Annotated in this window: 17 protein-coding genes; 7 read left to right on the plus strand and 10 right to left on the minus strand. The window is 72.0% G+C overall.

Features of this window, described 5'->3' with window-relative positions:
- Positions 1 to 6 precede the first annotated feature (6 nt).
- Positions 7 to 3,507: a methionine synthase gene (gene metH, locus GA0070607_RS29550; RefSeq protein ID WP_408630926.1), complete on the minus strand. Its 3,501-nt coding sequence runs from the start codon at positions 3,505 to 3,507 to the stop codon at positions 7 to 9.
- A 277-nt stretch (positions 3,508 to 3,784) separates the two neighbouring features.
- On the opposite strand from metH, the gene GA0070607_RS29555 reads away from it, so the two are divergent.
- Positions 3,785 to 4,654, plus strand: a complete 870-nt coding sequence (locus GA0070607_RS29555; protein ID WP_089021131.1) for a PAC2 family protein — start codon at positions 3,785 to 3,787, stop codon at positions 4,652 to 4,654.
- 129 nt (positions 4,655 to 4,783) lie between these two features.
- Positions 4,784 to 5,575 (plus strand): GntR family transcriptional regulator, encoded by a 792-nt coding sequence (locus GA0070607_RS29560; protein ID WP_089021132.1) that lies wholly within the window; start codon positions 4,784 to 4,786, stop codon positions 5,573 to 5,575.
- 151 nt (positions 5,576 to 5,726) lie between these two features.
- On the opposite strand, the gene mshC is transcribed toward GA0070607_RS29560, so the two are convergent.
- The 4 genes from mshC to GA0070607_RS29580 form a co-directional block, all read right to left on the minus strand.
- On the minus strand, positions 5,727 to 6,965 hold the full coding sequence (gene mshC, locus GA0070607_RS29565) for a cysteine--1-D-myo-inosityl 2-amino-2-deoxy-alpha-D-glucopyranoside ligase (protein ID WP_089021133.1): 1,239 nt from the start codon (positions 6,963 to 6,965) through the stop codon (positions 5,727 to 5,729).
- Positions 6,966 to 7,031: 66 nt separating this feature from the next.
- A complete protein-coding gene (locus GA0070607_RS29570) occupies positions 7,032 to 7,850 on the minus strand; it encodes an SCO1664 family protein (RefSeq protein WP_089021134.1) in 819 nt (272 codons plus the stop codon).
- Positions 7,847 to 8,428, minus strand: coding sequence for a DUF3090 domain-containing protein (locus GA0070607_RS29575; protein ID WP_089021135.1), 582 nt, complete (start codon positions 8,426 to 8,428; stop codon positions 7,847 to 7,849). Before GA0070607_RS29575 ends, GA0070607_RS29570 begins: the two co-directional genes overlap by 4 nt.
- Before the next feature lie 184 nt (positions 8,429 to 8,612).
- Positions 8,613 to 9,317, minus strand: a complete 705-nt coding sequence (locus GA0070607_RS29580; protein WP_089021136.1) for a histidine phosphatase family protein — start codon at positions 9,315 to 9,317, stop codon at positions 8,613 to 8,615.
- Between the two features lie 867 nt (positions 9,318 to 10,184).
- Between GA0070607_RS29580 and GA0070607_RS29585 the strand changes: the two genes are divergently transcribed.
- Positions 10,185 to 10,739: a hypothetical protein gene (locus GA0070607_RS29585; protein WP_089021137.1), complete on the plus strand. Its 555-nt coding sequence runs from the start codon at positions 10,185 to 10,187 to the stop codon at positions 10,737 to 10,739.
- Between the two features lie 363 nt (positions 10,740 to 11,102).
- On the opposite strand, the gene GA0070607_RS29590 is transcribed toward GA0070607_RS29585, so the two are convergent.
- Complete coding sequence (locus tag GA0070607_RS29590; RefSeq protein WP_089021138.1) at positions 11,103 to 11,939, minus strand: undecaprenyl-diphosphate phosphatase; 837 nt, start codon at positions 11,937 to 11,939, stop codon at positions 11,103 to 11,105.
- Positions 11,936 to 12,988: an LLM class F420-dependent oxidoreductase gene (locus tag GA0070607_RS29595; RefSeq protein WP_089021139.1), complete on the minus strand. Its 1,053-nt coding sequence runs from the start codon at positions 12,986 to 12,988 to the stop codon at positions 11,936 to 11,938. The genes GA0070607_RS29590 and GA0070607_RS29595 overlap by 4 nt, the downstream gene beginning before the upstream one ends.
- A gap of 187 nt (positions 12,989 to 13,175) precedes the next feature.
- Between GA0070607_RS29595 and GA0070607_RS29600 the strand changes: the two genes are divergently transcribed.
- The gene (locus GA0070607_RS29600; RefSeq protein WP_089021140.1) at positions 13,176 to 14,147 is read left to right on the plus strand and encodes an aldo/keto reductase; all 972 of its coding nucleotides are present in this window, start codon (positions 13,176 to 13,178) and stop codon (positions 14,145 to 14,147) included.
- Between the two features lie 44 nt (positions 14,148 to 14,191).
- Here the strand turns inward: GA0070607_RS29600 and GA0070607_RS29605 are convergent, their stop codons facing one another.
- The 3 genes from GA0070607_RS29605 to GA0070607_RS32615 are packed head-to-tail and all read right to left on the minus strand — an operon-like array spanning position 14,192 to position 16,520.
- The gene (locus GA0070607_RS29605; protein WP_089021141.1) at positions 14,192 to 15,109 is read right to left on the minus strand and encodes a hypothetical protein; all 918 of its coding nucleotides are present in this window, start codon (positions 15,107 to 15,109) and stop codon (positions 14,192 to 14,194) included.
- A 20-nt stretch (positions 15,110 to 15,129) separates the two neighbouring features.
- Positions 15,130 to 16,191, minus strand: a complete 1,062-nt coding sequence (locus tag GA0070607_RS29610; RefSeq protein ID WP_089021142.1) for a WXG100 family type VII secretion target — start codon at positions 16,189 to 16,191, stop codon at positions 15,130 to 15,132.
- Complete coding sequence (locus GA0070607_RS32615) at positions 16,188 to 16,520, minus strand: hypothetical protein (RefSeq protein ID WP_157743309.1); 333 nt, start codon at positions 16,518 to 16,520, stop codon at positions 16,188 to 16,190. The genes GA0070607_RS29610 and GA0070607_RS32615 overlap by 4 nt, the downstream gene beginning before the upstream one ends.
- A gap of 93 nt (positions 16,521 to 16,613) precedes the next feature.
- Here GA0070607_RS32615 and GA0070607_RS32620 point away from each other — a divergent pair, with 93 nt between their 5' ends.
- The 3 genes from GA0070607_RS32620 (at position 16,614) to GA0070607_RS29625 (ending at position 18,113) form a co-directional block, all read left to right on the plus strand.
- A complete protein-coding gene (locus tag GA0070607_RS32620) occupies positions 16,614 to 17,033 on the plus strand; it encodes a YbaB/EbfC family nucleoid-associated protein (protein WP_157743310.1) in 420 nt (139 codons plus the stop codon).
- A complete protein-coding gene (locus tag GA0070607_RS29620) occupies positions 17,030 to 17,800 on the plus strand; it encodes an SseB family protein (protein WP_089021144.1) in 771 nt (256 codons plus the stop codon). The genes GA0070607_RS32620 and GA0070607_RS29620 overlap by 4 nt, the downstream gene beginning before the upstream one ends.
- 121 nt (positions 17,801 to 17,921) lie before the next feature.
- Positions 17,922 to 18,113, plus strand: a complete 192-nt coding sequence (locus GA0070607_RS29625; RefSeq protein WP_089021145.1) for a DUF5703 family protein — start codon at positions 17,922 to 17,924, stop codon at positions 18,111 to 18,113.
- The last annotated feature ends 6 nt before the right edge of the window (positions 18,114 to 18,119 follow it).

Here is an 18,119-nt window from a genome sequence, read left to right on the forward strand (position 1 = left end):
CGCCCGTTACTTGGCGTTGAAGTAGCTCGCCTCCGGATGGTGGACCACAATGGCGTCGGTAGCCTGCTCGGGCATCAGCTGGAACTCCTCGGACAGCTCCACGCCGATCCGTTCCGACTCGAGCAGCTGCACGATCTTCGCCCGGTCCTCCAGGTCCGGACAGGCCGGGTAGCCGAACGCGTACCGGCAGCCCCGGTAGTCGTTGCGCAGCAGGCCGGCCAGGTCCGCCGGGTCGTCCTCGCCGATCGTGCGGCCGTCGGGCAGGGTCAGCTCGGCGCGGATACGCCGGTGCCAGTACTCGGCGAGTGCCTCGGTGAGCTGCACCGAGAGGCCGTGCACCTCCAGGTAGTCGCGGTACTCGTTGCGGGCGAACAGCTTCGCCGCGTACTCGCTGACCGGCTGACCCACGGTGACCAGTTGCAGCGCGACCACGTCGAGCTGGTCGCCCTTGGGCCGGAAGAAGTCGGCCAGGCAGAGCCGCCGCTCCTGCCGCTGCCTGGGGAAGGAGAACCGGGCCCGCTCGGCGTGCCCGTTCTCGTCCAGCACCACCAGGTCGTTGCCCTCGGAGTACGCGGGGAAGTAGCCGTACACGACGGCCGCCTCCAGCACCTGGTCGGCGATCAGCCGGTCCAGCCAGTAGCGCAGCCGCGGCCGGCCCTCGGTCTCCACCAGCTCCTCGTAGGACGGTCCGTTGCCGCCCCGTGCGCCGTTCAGCCCCCACTGCCCGCGGAACGTGGCCCGCTCGTCGAGCAGCGCCGCGTAGTCGGCCATCGGCACACCCTTGACCACCCGGGTGCCGAAGAACGGCGGGGTGGGCACCGCCACGTCCGCGGCCACGTCGGAGCGGACCGACGAGTCGTGCAGCTCCGGCAGCGACTCGCTGACCATCGACCGCTGCCGTTCGCGGCGGGCTCGACGGGCCGCCAACGCGGCCTCCCGCTCCGGGTCGACCACCGGCGCGCCGCCGCGCTTGGCGGTCATCACCCGGTCCATCAGGGACAACCCCTCGAACGCGTCCCGCGCGTAGTGCACCTGCCCGGGGAACGTCGACCGCAGGTCGTCCTCGACGTACGCCCGGGTGAGCGCCGCCCCGCCCAGCAGCACCGGCCAGCGCTCCGCGACCCCGCGGGTGGCCATCTCGGCGAGGTTCTCCTTCATGATCACGGTGCTCTTGACCAGCAGCCCGGACATGCCGATCGCGTCGGCCCGGTGCTGCTCGGCGGCGTCCAGAATGGCGCTGATCGGCTGTTTGATGCCGATGTTCACCACCTCGTAGCCGTTGTTCGACAGGATGATGTCGACGAGGTTCTTGCCGATGTCGTGCACGTCCCCGCGCACGGTGGCCAGCACGATGCGGCCCTTGCCGCCGTCCTCGGTGGTCTCCATGTGCGGCTCCAGGTAGGCCACCGCGGTCTTCATCACCTCGGCGGACTGGAGCACGAACGGCAGTTGCATCTGCCCGGAGCCGAACAGCTCACCGACCACCTTCATCCCGTCCAGCAGGATGTCGTTGATGATCGACAGCGGGGACCGGCCGCCGGCCATCGCGGCGTCCAGGTCGGCCTCCAGGCCGTTGCGCTCACCGTCGATGATCCGCCGCTTGAGCCGCTCGTCCAGCGGCAACGCGGCCAACTCCTGCGCCCGGCTGGCCCGCGCGCTGGTCACGTCGACCCCCTCGAAGAGTTCGAGGAAGCGCTGCACCGGGTCGTACCCCTCGCGGCGCCGGTCGTAGACCAGGTCCAGTGCGACCTCGCGCTGCTCCTCGGGGATCTTCGTCATCGGCAGGATCTTGCTGGCGTGCACGATCGCCGAGGTCAACCCGGCCTGCACGCACTCGTGCAGGAACACCGAGTTGAGCACCTGCCGGGCCGCCGGGTTGAGGCCGAAGGAGATGTTCGAGATGCCCAGGGTGAAGTTGACTCCCGGGTAGCGGCGGGCGATCTCCCGGATCGCCTCGATCGTCTCGATGCCGTCGCGGCGGGTCTCCTCCTGCCCGGTGGCGATCGGGAAGGTCAGCGCGTCGATCAGGATGTCGGAACGGTCCATGCCCCACCGGCCGGTCAGGTCGTCGATCAGCCGCGCCGCGACCCGGACCTTCCACTCCCGGGTACGCGCCTGCCCCTCCTCGTCGATGAGCAGCGCCACCACCGCCGCGCCGTGCTCCCGCACGACCGGCATCACCCGCGCGTACCGGGAGTCGGGGCCGTCGCCGTCCTCGAAGTTCACCGAGTTGACCACGCACCGGCCGCCGAGCATCTCCAACCCGGCCTCCACCACGTTCGGCTCGGTGGAGTCCAGCATGATCGGCAGCGTCGACGCGGTGGCGAACCGACCGGCCAGCTCCCGCATGTCCTGGGTGCCGTCGCGGCCGACGTAGTCCACACAGAGGTCGAGCAGGTGCGAGCCGTCCCGCGCCTGGCTGCGGGCGATCTCCACACAGGCCCGCCAGTCGCCGGCCAGCATCGCCTCCCGGAACGCCTTGGAACCGTTGGCGTTGGTCCGCTCCCCCACCATCAGCACCGAAGCGTCCTGGGCGAACGGCACCGGGTGGTACACCGACGAGACGCCGGCTTCGTGCCGCGGCTCACGCGACCCGGCGGTGACGCCGTGCAGCCGCTCGGCCAGCACCCGGATGTGCTCCGGCGTGGTGCCGCAACAGCCGCCGACCAGGCCCACGCCGTACTCGGTGCTGAACCGTTCCAGCGCGTCGGCCAGCTCCACGGGAGTGAGCGGGAAGTACGCACCGTCGGCGGTCAGCACCGGCAGGCCGGCGTTCGGCATCACCGACAGCGGGATGCGGGAGTGCTGCGACAGGTACCGCAGGTGCTCGCTCATCTCCGCCGGGCCGGTGGAGCAGTTCAGCCCGATCAGGTCCACCCCGAGCGGCTCGATCGCGGCGAGGGCCGCGCCGATCTCGCTGCCCACGAGCATAGTGCCGGTGGTCTCCACGGCGACGTGGCAGATGATCGGCACCGGCTGGCCCAGCTCGGCCATCGCCCGCTTCGACCCGACCACCGCCGCCTTGACCTGGAGCAGGTCCTGGCAGGTCTCGATGATCAGCGCGTCCGCCCCGCCGGCGATCAACCCGGCGGCGTTCTCCTGGTACGCGTCGCGCAGGGTGGCGTAGTCGGCGTGCCCGAGGGTGGGGAGCTTGGTGCCCGGCCCGATCGAGCCGAGCACGAACCGGGGCCGCTGCGGGGTGCTTGCCGCGTCGGCGGCCTCCCGGGCGATCCGGGCTCCCGCCTCGGACAGCTCCCGGATGCGGTGCGGGATGTCGTACTCGCCGAGGTTGGCCAGGTTGGCGCCGAACGTGTTGGTCTCCACGCAGTCCGCGCCGGCGGCCAGGTAGGCGTCGTGCACCCCACGCACCACGTCCGGCCGGGTGACGTTGAGGATCTCATTGCACCCTTCGAGGCCGTCGAAGTCGTCGAGCGTGAGGTCCGCGGCCTGCAGCATCGTGCCCATCGCCCCGTCGGCGATGAGGATCCGGTCGGCCAGCACATCCATCAACGAAGTCCGCACCCGTTCAGGTTAGTGCGGTCGCCATCGAACCCCACCGCCGTCCGCGCCCGATCCCATATTGTGTCAGCGGGATCACCCTGTCCGGTTCATGGTCCTATGCCCGGTCGTCGGCCGGGCTGACCGGCGCGGCCGACGGGCCGCACCCCGGCCCGGCACGTAGGCTGACGGACGTGAAGGACAACAGGGACGCCACCGTGCCCCACGGCCCGACGACCGGGCACGGTCCCGGCGCCGGCCGCGACGAGCAGGGTGAGGTGACGGCGTGACCGAGTTCGACGGACTGCCGGTGCTGCGGTCCCCGGTGGCCATCGCCGCGTTCGAGGGCTGGAACGACGCCGCCGACGCGTCCACCGCCGCGGTCGAGCACCTGGAACAGGTGTGGAACGCCCGGCCGGTCACCGAGCTGGATCCGGAGGACTTCTACGACTTCCAGGTCAGCCGGCCGACCATCACGATGGCCGACGGCGAGACCCGGCGGGTGGAGTGGCCGACGACCCGGTTCATGGTGGCCAGCCCGGAGGGCACCGAGCGGGACGTGGTGCTGATCCGGGGCATCGAGCCGAGCATGCGCTGGCGGACGTTCTGCGAGCAGGTGTTGGAGATCTGCCACAGCCTCGAGGTGGAACGGGTGGTGCTGCTCGGCGCGTTGCTCGCCGACGTGCCGTACACCCGGCCGCTGCCGATCAGCGGCAGCGCCTCCGACGCGCAGGCCGCCGAGCGCTACCAGCTCACCCCCACCCGGTACGACGGGCCGACCGGCATCGTCGGCGTGCTGCACGACGCGTGCACCCGCGCCGAGGTGGACGCGGTGTCGTTCTGGGTGCACGTGCCGCACTACGCCAACAACCCGCCCTGCCCGAAGGCCACCCTGGCCCTGCTGCACCGGGTCGAGGAGGTCGTCGACCTGCCGGTGCCGATGGCCGACCTGGCCGAGGAGTCCGCCGAGTGGGAGCAGCGGGTGCGCAACGCCGCCGAGCAGGACGCCGAGCTCGGCGAGTACGTCCGTGAGCTGGAGGAGCGGGTCGGCGACGAGGGGATCACCCCGTTGACCGGTGACGAGATCGCCCAGGAGTTCGAGAAGTACCTGCGGCGTCGCGGCGGTTCGGCGGGCCCCACCGCCGGCTCCTGGTAGCGCCCTCTCCCCCGTTTCCGTGCGGGCCCCGGACCTTCATGGTTCGGGGCCCGTTTTCGCGTGTCCGGGGTAGCGCCATCTCACCCGCTAGGGCATCCTAGGAACCTAGCTGTGATCGAGGAGGCGGGTATGCAGATCAACCCCGGGGCCGCCGAGTTCCCGCACAGGCAGATCGCCGCGCAGCTCAAGGCCCAGGTCCGCCGCGGCGACTGGGCGCCGGGCGAGCGACTGCCGTCCATCCCGGCCATCGCCGAGATGTTCGGCGTCGCCAAGCAGACAGTGCAACGCGCCGTCGACCAGCTGCGGGTCGAGGGCATCCTGATCACCAAACCCGGCTCCGGTACGTACGTCCGGGGCACCCGCCGCCGGCTCAACCGGCTCTCCCGCGGCCGGTACGGCGGCTTCCGGGGCTACCACACCGACCTGGCCGCCCGGTACCGGCAACAGCTCGTCTCGGTCGGCCGCTCCCCCGCCCCCGCCGAGGTCGCCGACGCGTTCGGCGTCCCCGACGGCACCGACCTGCTCTGCCGCCGGCACCTGGTCCGCACCGACGACTCCCCCGTCGAGGTGGGCGCCTCCTGGTTCCTGCCCGCCGACACCGCCGGCACCTCGCTGGAGCGCGCCGAGGCGTTCGGCCGGCCGCTCTACCAGGAGGCCGAGGAAGCCACCGGGCGGCGGTACGTCTCGGCCACCGACACGATAAGCGCTCGCCAGCCCAGCCGGGAGGAGGCCGAGACCCTTCAGATCCGGCCCGACACACCGGTGCTGCACCTGCTGCACGTCGCGTACGACGCCCACCGCAAGCCGATCGAGGTCGCCCAGGCCACCTGGCCCGGCCCGATGACCACCCTCACCGAGGAGTACAAGATCCCCGCCCCAACCCCAGACCCGACCCCCGACCCGGGCCTGGTCCTGGGCTGAACCGCCCGCAGCCCACCCAAAGCCCGCCCGCGCCGCTCACGCCGCTCACCCTGTCGATCATGAAGTTGTTACCGCCTGCCGCGGCGTGTCGGGGCAATAACTCCATGATCAACGGGGGCAGAGAGGGAGGACGCCCCGGGGGTGGGGGTTGTTAGAGGTGGATGCCGAGGAGGGCGTCTACCGTCTTGGCGAACAGGGCCGGGGCTTCCGGGTCGTCCGTCGCGCCGGCGAGGGTTGCGTCGGCCCAGCGGTCGGCGACCGCCAGGGCCCCGGGGGTGTCCAGGTCGTCGGCCAGGCGTTCGCGTACCCCGGCCAGCAGCTCCGCCCCGGACGGTCCGGCGGGCGCGGCGGCGGCCCGGCGCCAGCGCGCCAGCCGGTCCTGGGCGGCGGTCAGCAGTTCGTCGGTCCACGTGCGGTCGCTGCGGTAGTGGCCGGAGATCAGGGCCAGTCGGACCGCCATCGGGTCGATCTTGTCGGCGCGCAGCCGGGAGACGAAGACCAGGTTGCCGCGGGACTTGGACATCTTCTCGCCGTCCAGGCCGATCATGCCGGCGTGCACGTAGTGCTCGGCGAACGGCGACTGACCGGTGAGCCGCTCGGCGTGCGCGGCGGACGCCTCGTGGTGCGGGAACAGCAGGTCGTTGCCGCCGCCCTGCACGTCGATCCGGTCACCGAGCAGGTTCAGCGCGATCACCGCGCACTCGATGTGCCAACCCGGGCGGCCCGGACCCAGCTCGCCACCGGGCCAGGACGGCTCGCCCTCGCGGGCGCCGCGCCACAGTAGCGGGTCCAGCGGGTCGCGTTTGCCGGCCCGGTCCGGGTCACCGCCGCGCTCCGGGAAGATCTCCAGCATCTGCTCCCGGGTCAGGTTCGACTCGTAGCCGTACCGGCCGGTGGCGGAGACGTCGAAGTAGACATCCCCGGTGCCGTCGTCGAGCCGGTACGCGGCCCCGTCCTTGAGCAGCACCTCGACCTTGTCGGCGATGTCCGGGATCGACTCGACCGCGCCCACGTAGTGCTCCGGCGGGATGATCCGCAGCGCCTCCATGTCCTCCCGGAACAGCGCCGTCTCGCGCATCGCCAGGACCACCCAGTCCTCGCCGTCACGGGCGGCCCGCTCCAGCAGTGGGTCGTCGATGTCGGTGACGTTCTGCACGTACCGCACCGGACGGCCGGCGTCGCGCCACATCCGCTGCACCAGGTCAAAGGTGATCATCGTGGCGGCGTGGCCGAGGTGCGTGGCGTCGTACGGGGTGATGCCGCAGACGTACATGCTTCCCGCGTCGGACGGCTCACTCGGGTGGACACCCTGCCGCGCCGAGTCGTACAACGCCAACGGCTCGCCCCTGCCCGGCAGCCGTGGCACCTCGTGTCCCGCCCAAGACTCCATGACCTCAGCCTAGCCAGCGCCAGGACCGCCTCGGGCCGCCCCACGGGTGATCAAGATGACAGCTGATCACATGGGCGGCCAGGGCACCGCCGGCCAGTCCTCGGGCGGCTGCGGGAAACGGCCGGTCTGCCGCAACACGTCGACCCGGGCGGCCAGCTCGGCGATCTCGCTGATCGTCAGGTGGTCGGCCAGCTCCGCGCCGAGTGCCCCGGAGACCTGGCCGGCGAGCCCGTCGAGCATCTCCACGGCGTCCGGTGGCAGCTGCTTCCCGGCCCAGCCCCAGAGGACCGTACGCAGCTTGTCCTCGACGTGGAAGCTCACCCCGTGGTCCACGCCGTAGATCCGGTCGTCGGCGCCGACCAGCACGTGGCCGCCCTTACGGTCGGCGTTGTTGATCACCGCGTCGAGCACCGCGAGCCGGGCCAGCCGCGGGTCGTCGGCGTGGGCGAGGGCGTACGCGGCGCCGTCGTCGTCACGGGCGGCGGCGATCGGGAACCAGCGCGGCGGCAGCTCCTCGGCGGGCACGAACCCGACCAGCGGTTCGGCGTCCTCCGGCTCGTCGATCCAGAGCTGGCAGGAGCCCGGCCCGAACGGGCCGTCGCGGAGCACGGTGGGCGGCACCAGGTCCCATCCGGTGGCCCGGGAGACCAGGTACGCCGAGACCTCCCGGCCGGCGAGGGTGCCGTCGGGGAAGTCCCAGAGTGGGCGCTCGCCACGGACCGGCTTGTAGACACAGCGGGCGGTCAACCCGTCGAGGGTCAGGATGCCGCGCAGCGTGGTGTTCGACGCGTCGACCAGCCGACCCTCCAGGTCGAGCGCGCCGTCACGCAACAGCCGCAGCGCGGCGTCGCCGTCCTGGCGAGGCTGGAGGCCGGACGACGTCACCGGTGGTAACCGTTGTGCCGCGGGCAGAGGTGCCCGGCGGGGTCCAACGGCTGGCCGCACAGCGGGCACGGCGGCCGGCCCGCGTTCACCACTCGCCGGGCCCGCTCGATGAACTGGCGGGTCGCCTGCGGGGTGAGCCGGACCCGGAGCCGGTCCAGGTCCTCGTCCGGCTCGTCGTCCTCGTCGTCGTCCTCGTCGTCGTCCTCGTCGCCCAGCTCGACCTCGGCTTCGACCTCGCCGGCGGCGATCGCTTCGATCACCACGGTCGCGGTGTCCACGTCGAAGGCCAGCCCGAGGGTGCCGACCCGGAACTCCTCGTCGACCGGAGTGTCCAGCGGCTCGTTGTCGCCCACCACCGGCGCCAGCTCGGGCAGGTCCACGCCGAAGCGCCGCTGCGCCTCGGTCAGTAGCTCTTCCAGCTTCTCGGCGAGCAGGGACACCTGGACCTTCTCCAGCGCGACGCTGACCAGCCGGCCGCCGCCGCGAGCCTGCAGGAAGAACGTGCGCTCCCCCGGCGGGCCGACGGTCCCGGCGACGAACCGCTCCGGCGGCTCGAAGGCGTGCACCTGGTGGGTCATACCCACGACCCTATCCGGCCCGCCATGGCATCGCGCACCCCACCGACCCGAATCGCCCCGGCGGCGGCGCGCCCGGCGTAACGGTGGCTGCACCCGGGCGTGGCGGCCCGTCCGCCGCCTGCCGGCACCCGAGACGGACGGCCTGCACCGGTTCGGTAGGTGGGCGGGAGTGTCGCTGCCAAGGTCATCGCGAAGCACCAGCCCCACCGCCGACGGCCGCGTCGGAATCACCCGCACGGGTCGCGCGCCGACGCCGCTTGCGCGGCGGCGGCACCAGCGCGGCGAGGTCGCCCCCGGTGTCGTTGAGCCGGATCAGGAACGGCCGCAGCGGCGTGAACCGGATCGCGGTCACCGACGCCGGGTCGGCCACGATCCGCTGAAAAAGATCCAGGTGTACGCCGAGAGCGTCCGCCACGATGGCCTTGATCACATCACCGTGGCTGCAGGCCAGCCAGACCGCCTCGGGCCCGTGCTCGGCGCTCACCCGGGCGTCCCATGAGCGGACCGCCGCCACCGCACGCGCCGCCATCGCGGCCATCGCCTCCCCTTCCGGAAAGACCACCGCGCTGGGGTGCTGCTGGACCACCGGCCAGAGCGGCTCCTTGGCGAGCTTCTTCAGCGGCTGTCCCTCCCAGCTGCCGTAGTCACACTCGATCAGCCCCTCCTCGACCACCGGAGCGGCCTGCGGAAGCGCCAGCTCCAGCGTCTGCCGGCAGCGGATCAGCGGACTCGTCACCACCGCCGCGAGCGGCACCCCCCGCAGCCGCTCGCCCACCGCGCTCGCCTGGGCCCGGCCCGTCTCGTCCAACTCGACGGGCTGGCGGCCAGCCAGGCCGCCGTCCGCGTTCGCGGTCGTCCGGCCGTGTCGCAGAAGCAGAAGGGTCGCCACGGGACCACCCTATGACCTGCTCCAGGCAGGTGATCGTCGCGGGCTCCCCGGTGGGACTGCCCGAATGTCGGGTTGCGTGATGAACGCTGTCCCTGCTGGCTCGCTGCGATGGTTTGGTTCGGGGATGCCGGAATCCGTCTCGGGCTTGACCGGCGGTGCTGACGATCCCCGGCGGGTTGTTCGGTCCGCCTCTGCGATGGGCGCGGCCCGGCCACCCTCACTCGTGGTCGCTGTGGTGAGCGGTATACCTGTGAGGCATAAATATGCCTCTGAGGTATACCGCTCGGGTGACCACCTCGCCGGGGACGCGCCTCGGTCACGGTGATCGACTCGATGTCGGCGATGTCGGGGTGTCCCGGCCTGCGGATGGCCCGATATCGGCGATACCGAGTCGATCTACCTCAGCCGGTCGAGCTGGCGGCGCGACGACCGGCGATCCCGCGCGTCGAATGTCCGGTATCGGGGTTTCTGGGCTGTGACCGGGCGCATCCGTGGGCCGGAATCGTGGGCCGGCGGGGGTCGTTACACACCCTGACGATCGCAGCACCACCACCGCCCCCCGGTGGTTGAGATGGTGGCCCGGCCCGGGTGGGAATGCCCCCCGGCGGCCGGTCGTTGCAGACCCCCTGAACGACCGCACCAGCACCCGCTCACCCAGGGTGCCGACGGATGGGCCACCCCCGGAATGAGCCCGGCCCGGCGGTCGTTACACAGACCCGGCGCCACGAGCCCCCGCCCGTAGGCCGCCGACCTCAAAGACTTTCCCCCCTGTAGTTGTTGAAAGCGCCCGACGAGGTGCTCGCACCCTGCGCCGTTTCCCCCGGATCGCCGCGCGGGTGTCTACCCCCGTGAAGGAGCTGACCCCTCATGAACACGATCATTCGTAAGAGCATGCTGTCCGTTGCTGGTCTCGCGTTCGCCGGTGGTGTGTTCGCCGGTCCGATCGCCGCGCACGCCGCGACCCCCGTCGTGGACGGCAAGCCCGCCGCCGTGGCGGTGGCCAAGGTGCAGGGCGCGCAGTCGCACATCGACCTGAACGACGAGCAGACCGCGAACGTCAAGGCGATCATCGCCGCGACGAAGAAGGCCGGCCTGCCCGAGCGGGCCGCGGTCATCTCGATCGCCACGAGCCTGCAGGAGTCGAAGCTGGAGAACCTGGGCCACCTCGGCGACATGAACGACCATGACTCGCTGGGCCTGTTCCAGCAGCGCCCCTCCAGTGGTTGGGGCACACCGGAGCAGATCACCAACCCCGAGTACTCGACCACCGCGTTCCTCAAGGGTCTCAAGCAGGTCGACGGGTGGCAGGACATGGCGTTGACCGACGCCGCGCAGACCGTGCAGGTCTCGGCCTACCCGGATGCCTACGCCCAGTGGGAGCAGCAGGCCGCCGACCTGGTCGCCCAGCACTGGAACAGCTGACCCACCGCACACAACGACCGCTGGCCGGCACCCCAACCGGGGTGCCGGCCAGCGGCGTATCCGCGTCGAGGACCGGCGGGGAATGACACCGGCCGGCGGCGGGTTGTGGACAGTGTCGGTGTGATCCAGTGTCCCCGGGCCTCACCTAATATTGCCGTCGCGGAACACCGTTCGGCTGGAGCCGCGACGCGCCACTCGCCGAGAGGCGACCTGCACACCGACACCCAGCGCCGCCCCCAGCCCACCAGCCGGGGGCGGCGCTGTCTGTACCCCGTCCGGAGTACAGACAGCGGGTGGGGGAACGCGGACGGCCCCCGCCCGCGCCCGGAGGGCGGTGGTGGGGGCCGTCGACGGATCGGTCGGTCAGGTGGCGGTGATCGTCCCGGTCAGCAGCAGGGCGAGTACCAGGGTGCCCAGCGCGACCCGGTACAGCACGAAGACGTACAGGGTGTGGTGGGCGACGTAGCGGAGCAGCCAGGCGATGGCCGCGTACCCGATGCCGAAGGCGATCACCGTGGCCACGATCATCTGGGCGACTGTGGGTGCGGACGTGCCCGGGGCGGACGGTTCGAAGACGTCCCCGAGGCTGAACACGCCGGACATGACCACCGCCGGGATGGCCAGCAGGAACGAGTACCGCGCCGCCGCCTCCCGGGTCAGGTTGAGCAGCAGCCCGGCGGTGAGCGTGCCCCCGGAGCGGGACACCCCCGGGATCAGCGCCATGGCCTGGGCGAAGCCCATCACCACGCCGTCCTTCATGCGGAAGTTCTCCAGGGTGCGGGTCTGCCGGCCCCAGTACTCCGCGAACGCCAGCACGAACGCGAAGACGATCAGCGTGGTCGCGACGACCCACAGGTTTCGCCCGGCGGTCTTGATCTGGTCCTTGAACACGAAACCGAACAGCCCGATGGGGATCGAGCCGACGATCACGTACCAGCCCATCCGGTAGTCGAGGCTGGAGCGCACCGAGCGGTCACGCAGCCCGACCAGCCAGGTCCGGGTGATCCGCCAGATGTCCTTGGCGAAGTAGATCAGCACGGCGGCTTCGGTGCCGAGCTGGGTGACCGCGGTGAACGACGCGCCGGCGTCGCGGTCGAAGAAGATCGCCGACGTGATCCGTAGGTGCCCCGACGAGCTGACCGGAAGGAACTCGGTCAATCCCTGGACGATGCCCAGGACGATGGCCTCGACCCAGGTCACTCGCCGACTCCCGAGAGGTCGAGCGCCTCGGCGACGGTACGGAGGGTCTGCACGCCGCTGTCCCGGTCGGCCACGAACAGGGTCACCGACAGCGTGGTGACGCCTGCGGCGGCGTACTCCCGCATCCGCTCGGCGATGCGTTCCTTCGGGCCGAGCAGTGAGGTGCGGTCGATGAACTCCATCGGCACCGCGGCGGCCGCGTCGCGCTGCCGCTTGGCCAGGTACAGGTCCTGCACCTCGCGGGCGGCGTCGCCGTAGCCCATCCGGGTGGCGAGCTGGTTGTAGAAGTTCTGCTGCCGGCTGCCCATCCCGCCGACGTAGAGCGCGGCGTACCAGCGCACCAGCTCGGCGCAGGAGGCCACGTCGTCGCCGACCACCACCGGCACCGAGGGCACCACGTCGAAGCCGGCCAGTTCCTTGCCGACCTTGGCCCGCCCGGCGCTGACCGAGGCGAGCTGCTCATCGGCGAACTCTGGGGCGTAGAAGACGGCCAGCCAACCGTCGGCGATCTCGCCGGCCAGTTCCAGGTTCTTCGGGCCGACCGCGGCCAGGTAGATCGGGATGTGCTCGCGGGGCGGGTGGAAGCCCAGTCGCAGCGCCTTGCCGGGGCCGTCCGGGAGCGGCAGTGTGTAGTGCTCACCGTCGTACGCCACCTCCTTGCGGGCGATGGCGAGCTTGACGATGTCCACGAACTCGCGGGTCCGGGCCAGGGGCTTGGCGAAGCGCACCCCGTGCCAGCCCTCGGAGACCTGCGGGCCGGAGACGCCGAGGCCGAGCCGGAACCGGCCGCCGGAGAGCGCGTCGATGGTGGCGGCGGTCATCGCGGTGGCCGCCGGCGTACGGGCCGGGATCTGCATCACCGCGGCGCCCACGTCGATCCGTTCGGTCTGGCCGGCCATCCAGGCGAGCATGCTGGGCGAGTCGGAGCCGTAGGCCTCCGCGGCCCACACCACCGAGTAGCCGAGCCGGTCCGCTTCCTGGGCCAGCGCCAGGTGGTCTGCTGGCGTGCTCCACGCCGTCTGGTATCCGAGGCTGAGCCCGAGTCGCACTGGTCCTCCCCCATCCGTGGCACAGGTCGCATCAGGTTACGCAATGCCGATTACTGCCTCGATCACCGGCTCGCCACCAATGATCCCCCGTCCGTCGGGGTACCCACGGCCGGCGGAACCGGCAGAACCGGCAGAGATGACGGGAGCGAGGATATCGGTGGCGGCGGGTTCGAAATAAGGTTCACCCATGCAACAGCGACCGCTCGGCCGAAGCGGGCTGGCGGTTTCCCGGCTCGCGCTCGGCACCATGACGTGGGGCCGGGACACCGACGCCGACGATGCGGCCGCCCAGCTGAAGAGTTACCTGGACGCGGGCGGCAACCTGATCGACACCGCCGACGTGTACGGCGACGGGGACGCCGAGTCGGTGATCGGCTCGCTGCTGGGCACCCTCGTTCCCCGTGACGATCTGCTGATCGCCACGAAGGCGGGGTTGCGCCCGGGCAGCGGCCGGCGCCGCGACGGCTCCCGTGGGCACCTGCTGCGCACCCTGGACGCCTCCCTGCGCCGGCTCGGCACCGACCACGTGGACCTGTTCCAGGTGCACGGGTACGACCCGGACACCCCGCTGGAGGAGACCCTGGCCGCGCTGGACAACGCGGTGGCCAGCGGAAAAGTGCGCTATGTCGGGGTGTCGAACTTCTCCGGCTGGCAGACCGCGCGGGCCGCCGCCTGGCAGACCGCCTGGCCGGGCCGGGCGCCGGTGGTCGCCGCTCAGGTGGAGTACTCGCTGTTGGAGCGGGGCGTGGAGCGGGAGGTGCTGCCCGCCTGCGAGGCGCTCGGCCTCGGCGTGCTGCCGTGGTCACCGCTGGGCCGGGGGGTGCTCACGGGCAAGTACCGCCATGGCCGTCCGGCGGACTCCCGGGCCGCCTCGCCGCACTTCGAGCGGTTCGTCGCCACGTACCTGGAGCCGCGGTGCTCCAGCATCGTGGAGGCGGTGGCGACCGCGGCCGGCGGGCTGGGCGTGTCGCCGCTGGAGGTGGCGCTGGCCTGGATCCGGGACCGGCCGGGGGTGACCGCGCCGATCCTCGGCGCCCGCACGGTCGGGCAGCTGCTCGGTGCGCTCCAGGTCGAACGGATCACGCTGCCCGAGGAGATCACCACTGCCCTGGACGACGTCTCCGCCGTGCCGGTGGGCTACCCCGAGCGGGACGGCTAGCGCTTCTCAGGCACGCCCTGGCGGCGGCTGAGGGTCGGCCCGCCTCAGATCGCCGGCCGCTGGCCGGGGATGTCCCGGATGGCGGCGAGGAACCGTGCCTGGTCGTCCCGGGTCGCCGGGTTGACGATCCGGATCCATGAACCGTCGTCGAACCCGATGGTGGACGGGAACTGCATCAGTCGCGCGGCGCTGTGGTCGCCGTCGACGCGGGTCACCCGGTGCCGCTCCACGCTCCACAGCACCCGGGGCTGGCGGCGATCCGGCCGACCCTCGTCCGGGCGGCGACCCATCCGCAGCAGGTGCAGGTGCGTGTCGGTCACCACCAGCGGCGTGCCGGTGTAGCGCTCCAGAAAGAGCAGCAGGCTGCCGGCGAGGCTGGCCAGCTCACCGCTGAAGACGTACCGCCGCCGGTAGGCGATCTCGGCGAGCTGGTCGGCCAGCGGACGGTACTGGCTGAGCCGGAACAACGCCCGGAAGGCCTCCTGCTCGGGTGTCAACGGCAGCGGTTGCCGGGGCTCGGCGCCCTGGCGTTGTGCGGGTGGGCCGGGCTCCGGCTCGGCGGCGTCCGCGACCCCGCCGGCCAGCGCGGCGGCCTTGCCGGGAAGCAGCAGCACACCCGCGGCGATCCGCACAGGTGTCAGCACGGCGTCCACCCAGACCACCGGATTGACGATGTTGAGCAGCCCGAACAGCGCCCGCGGTTCCAGCGACTCGGCCACGGCGTCGGTCATCGTGTCGGCGAACTGGCTGCCCACCCGGTGCGTCTCGTCCGCCCGGACCGGCGCCAGCCCGACGTAGCGGACCTCCTGGTCGGGCAGCAGCGGCGCGACCAGGGCGCGTTCCGGCTCGTCGCTGGTGCGGAACTCGTCGCGCAGCTCGCGGGCCTTGTCCCGGGCCGCCCGCGCACCGCCGAGCACCGCGTCGGTCAACCGACCGAGCCGGCCCCGCTCCCCTGACGTCACGCCTTACCTCCTCGACCGGCCTAACGGCCCGCCGGCTTCTCTGCGGGCGGCTGCCCGAAGACATTCTGGTCGATCCAGTCGGCGCCACCCTGCACCGCCTGGTCGATCTGGTCGCTGACCTGCTCGCTACCGGGCACGGAGAGGCCGGAGGCGAGCGCGACGGACCCCCAGGTGACGCCGTGCACTATCGAGTTCGGCACGTTCCACGGCAGGTTGGTGGCCCAGTCCCGGGCGATCACCCGGGCGCCGTCGGCGACGCCGTGCGCCCGCAGCGCGGCGGCCCGGTCGAGGGCGCCCATGTCGAACGGTGAACCGGACTTGCCCAGCTTGTAGGTGCCCTTCGTGGGGTCGAGGAACTTGTGGTGCCACTTGTCGGCCTTGCCGGCGGCGCGCCGCTTGTCGGCGTACTTCTGGCCGGTGCGCAGCTTCTTCTGCATGTCGACGAGCTTGTCGAGGTGGTTGCGCAGCTTGCGCAGGTACAGCATGACCCGCTGGAGCAGCCGGATGACCTTCTGCAGGTGCGCCGCCAGCGGCCTGATGATCTTCAGCATGCGGGTGAGCACGATCAGGCCCCTGGTCACGGCGACCCCCATGCCTGCCACCCAGGACGCCCCGGCGGTGAACGGCGCCATCAGCAACGCCGTCACCAGCGTCACCAGCAGGAAGTTCACGAACTCGACGCAGAGGTCGACGAGCACGTCGTGCACGGTCTGCAGACCGTCGGCGACGCTGCGCAGATACTCCGCGGTCGCGGCGAACTGCTCGGCGACGTCGAGCAGTTGCTGTTCCACCTCGGCCAGCCGCTGGCCGTACGCCTCGCCGGCGGGCGACCGCCACCCGGGCTGCGCGGCCTCGCGGGCCCCGCGGTGCCCCTGCGCCAGCTCGCGCACCTGCCCGGCCAGCGCGTCCCACTCGGCGGCCTTCGCGCGCAGCACGGCGGGCTCGCCGTCGACCATGTCGACGATCTGGATGAGTGGCCAGGCGAGCGTCCGGCAGACGCTGTCGACCGCGTCCTCCACTCCGGACAGTGCGTTGTCGAGGCCGTTCCACAGCTGGACGGCGCTGCCTGCCGGCCCGCTCATCCGGGCAGCCCCGCCTGGATGGCCTTGAACCCGCCGTCGAGGTCCTGCTCGTTGCGTTCGTACGTGTCGACCGTGTCGGCCAGCGCGCTGGCGACCCGGCCGAACGCGGCGTTGGCGGCGCCGAACAGCTCCACGCCACCGGCGACCTGCTCGGCGTACTTGCCGCGGAGCATGTCGCTGGCGAACGGCAGATGGCCGAAGGCGTCCGACGGCACGTCACCGGCCGAGACGATCTGACTCTCCAGCGCCGCCAGCGAGCTGGCAACCTGCTTGGCGGCTGTTTCCAGTCGACGGATCGCGTGCACGTCGACATCGATGTCCGGCGCCATGCCGTTCCTCCCCCGTGTGTTCAGCGCACCGACGATACGATTCCCCGACCGCCGGGCACCACCCCGGTGCGCGGTCCACGGGGGAGGAATCTCATGACAGACCCGATGTCCGCGTTCGACGCGCTCGCCGGACGGATCGCCGACATCGAACGCCGGTTCACGGGCCTACAGGACGACCTGGCCGAGCTGTCCGGCACCGCGAGCGACGAGAGCGGCCTGGTCTCCGCGACCGTCGACGCCACCGGCGTGCTCACCGGCCTCAACTTCGCGCCCGCCGCGCTGCGCGCCGGCACCGAGGGGTTGGCGGAGCTGGTGCTCGACGCGTACCGGCGGGCCCGCACGGCAGCCACCGAGCGGGTCGAGGAGCGCACCGAGGGGTTGGGCGTCGAGCTCGGCGCGGGCCTGACCGACCTGTTCGGCAGGCCCGGTGACTTCTCGGCGCTGGGTCGCCTGGAGGAGACCATCGGCCGGCTCGGGCGGCTGGACGACCGCCTCCCGGGTTCGCCGGCATGACCTCGCCGAGCTGGCCGGAGATCGTCGCGCGGCTGCGGGACGCGATCGCCCGTTGCGACCGCGACACGGACCTGGAGCTCTCCGCCGGTTCGCGGGGGATCCGGCTGTTGGTGCGCCGCGAGGTGGTTCGGGTGCTCTGCCCGGGCTACGACGAGGCACGCCTGACCGCGCTCGGCTGGCGCCGGCCGACCGGCGACACCAACTGGTGGTACGAGTTGCCGCGTGTTCCGCAGCAGGTGGAGCGGCTGAGCACGTTGGTGGCCCGTACCGCCGCCGAGGTCCTGACCGACCAGCCGGGCGCGCTCTCCTGCCGGGCCGTGGCACCGGCCACCCGTCCCACCCCGGCGGCGCGGCCGGCCGGGCCGGTCGTCCGGGCGGCACCCGGCCAGACGGCGGAGCCGGCGGTGGTGGCGCTGCTCGCCGCGGCCGCCGAGCGGCACGACCTGCCCGGATACCTCGGCGTGCTGGCCGGCGCCATGGTGTGCGTTCCGCTGACCGGGGAGCCGGCGGCGGACGGCGACTTCCCGTGGGCGGTGGTCGGCGATGCGACGGGCGCGCCGCTGCTGCCGGTCTTCACCTCCCCACAGGCCCTTGCCGCGTTCGCCGGGGCCGGCGTGCCGTTCGTCGCGCTGCCCTGCGCCGAGCTGCTGGAGGACTGGCCGGACGAGTCGTGGGGGCTGGCGGTGGACGCGGGCAGCGACCGGGCGGTCAGCCTGGCCCCACCGGCGCTGGCGGCCCTGCTCACGGCGAACGTCCCGGCCGGGTAGCGCCGGGCGCGTGGCATTGATCACGCGCCGGCGCCCAGGGCGGCACGAACCACGCGCGGCAGCGGCGCCGGTCACCCCGCAGGGGTGGCGAACGGCCGCTGGGCTGGGCAGCATGGATGGCATGGACTACGAATACGCGCCGCTACGGTTGCCGCCGAACGTCGACCGGTTGACCGCCGCGGCGCAGCTGGCGATCCAGGCGGAGTTCTCCGGATGGGAGTTGGCCCGGGTGCGGCTGTTCCGGGACGGCACCCGGCAGGTGGTGCTACGTCGGCGACGGGCCAACCAGCCGCAGCCGGGCCTGTCGTACTGACGCCCG

This window comes from Micromonospora coriariae, from assembly GCF_900091455.1.
In the GTDB taxonomy this organism is placed as follows: Bacteria; Actinomycetota; Actinomycetes; order Mycobacteriales; family Micromonosporaceae; genus Micromonospora; species Micromonospora coriariae.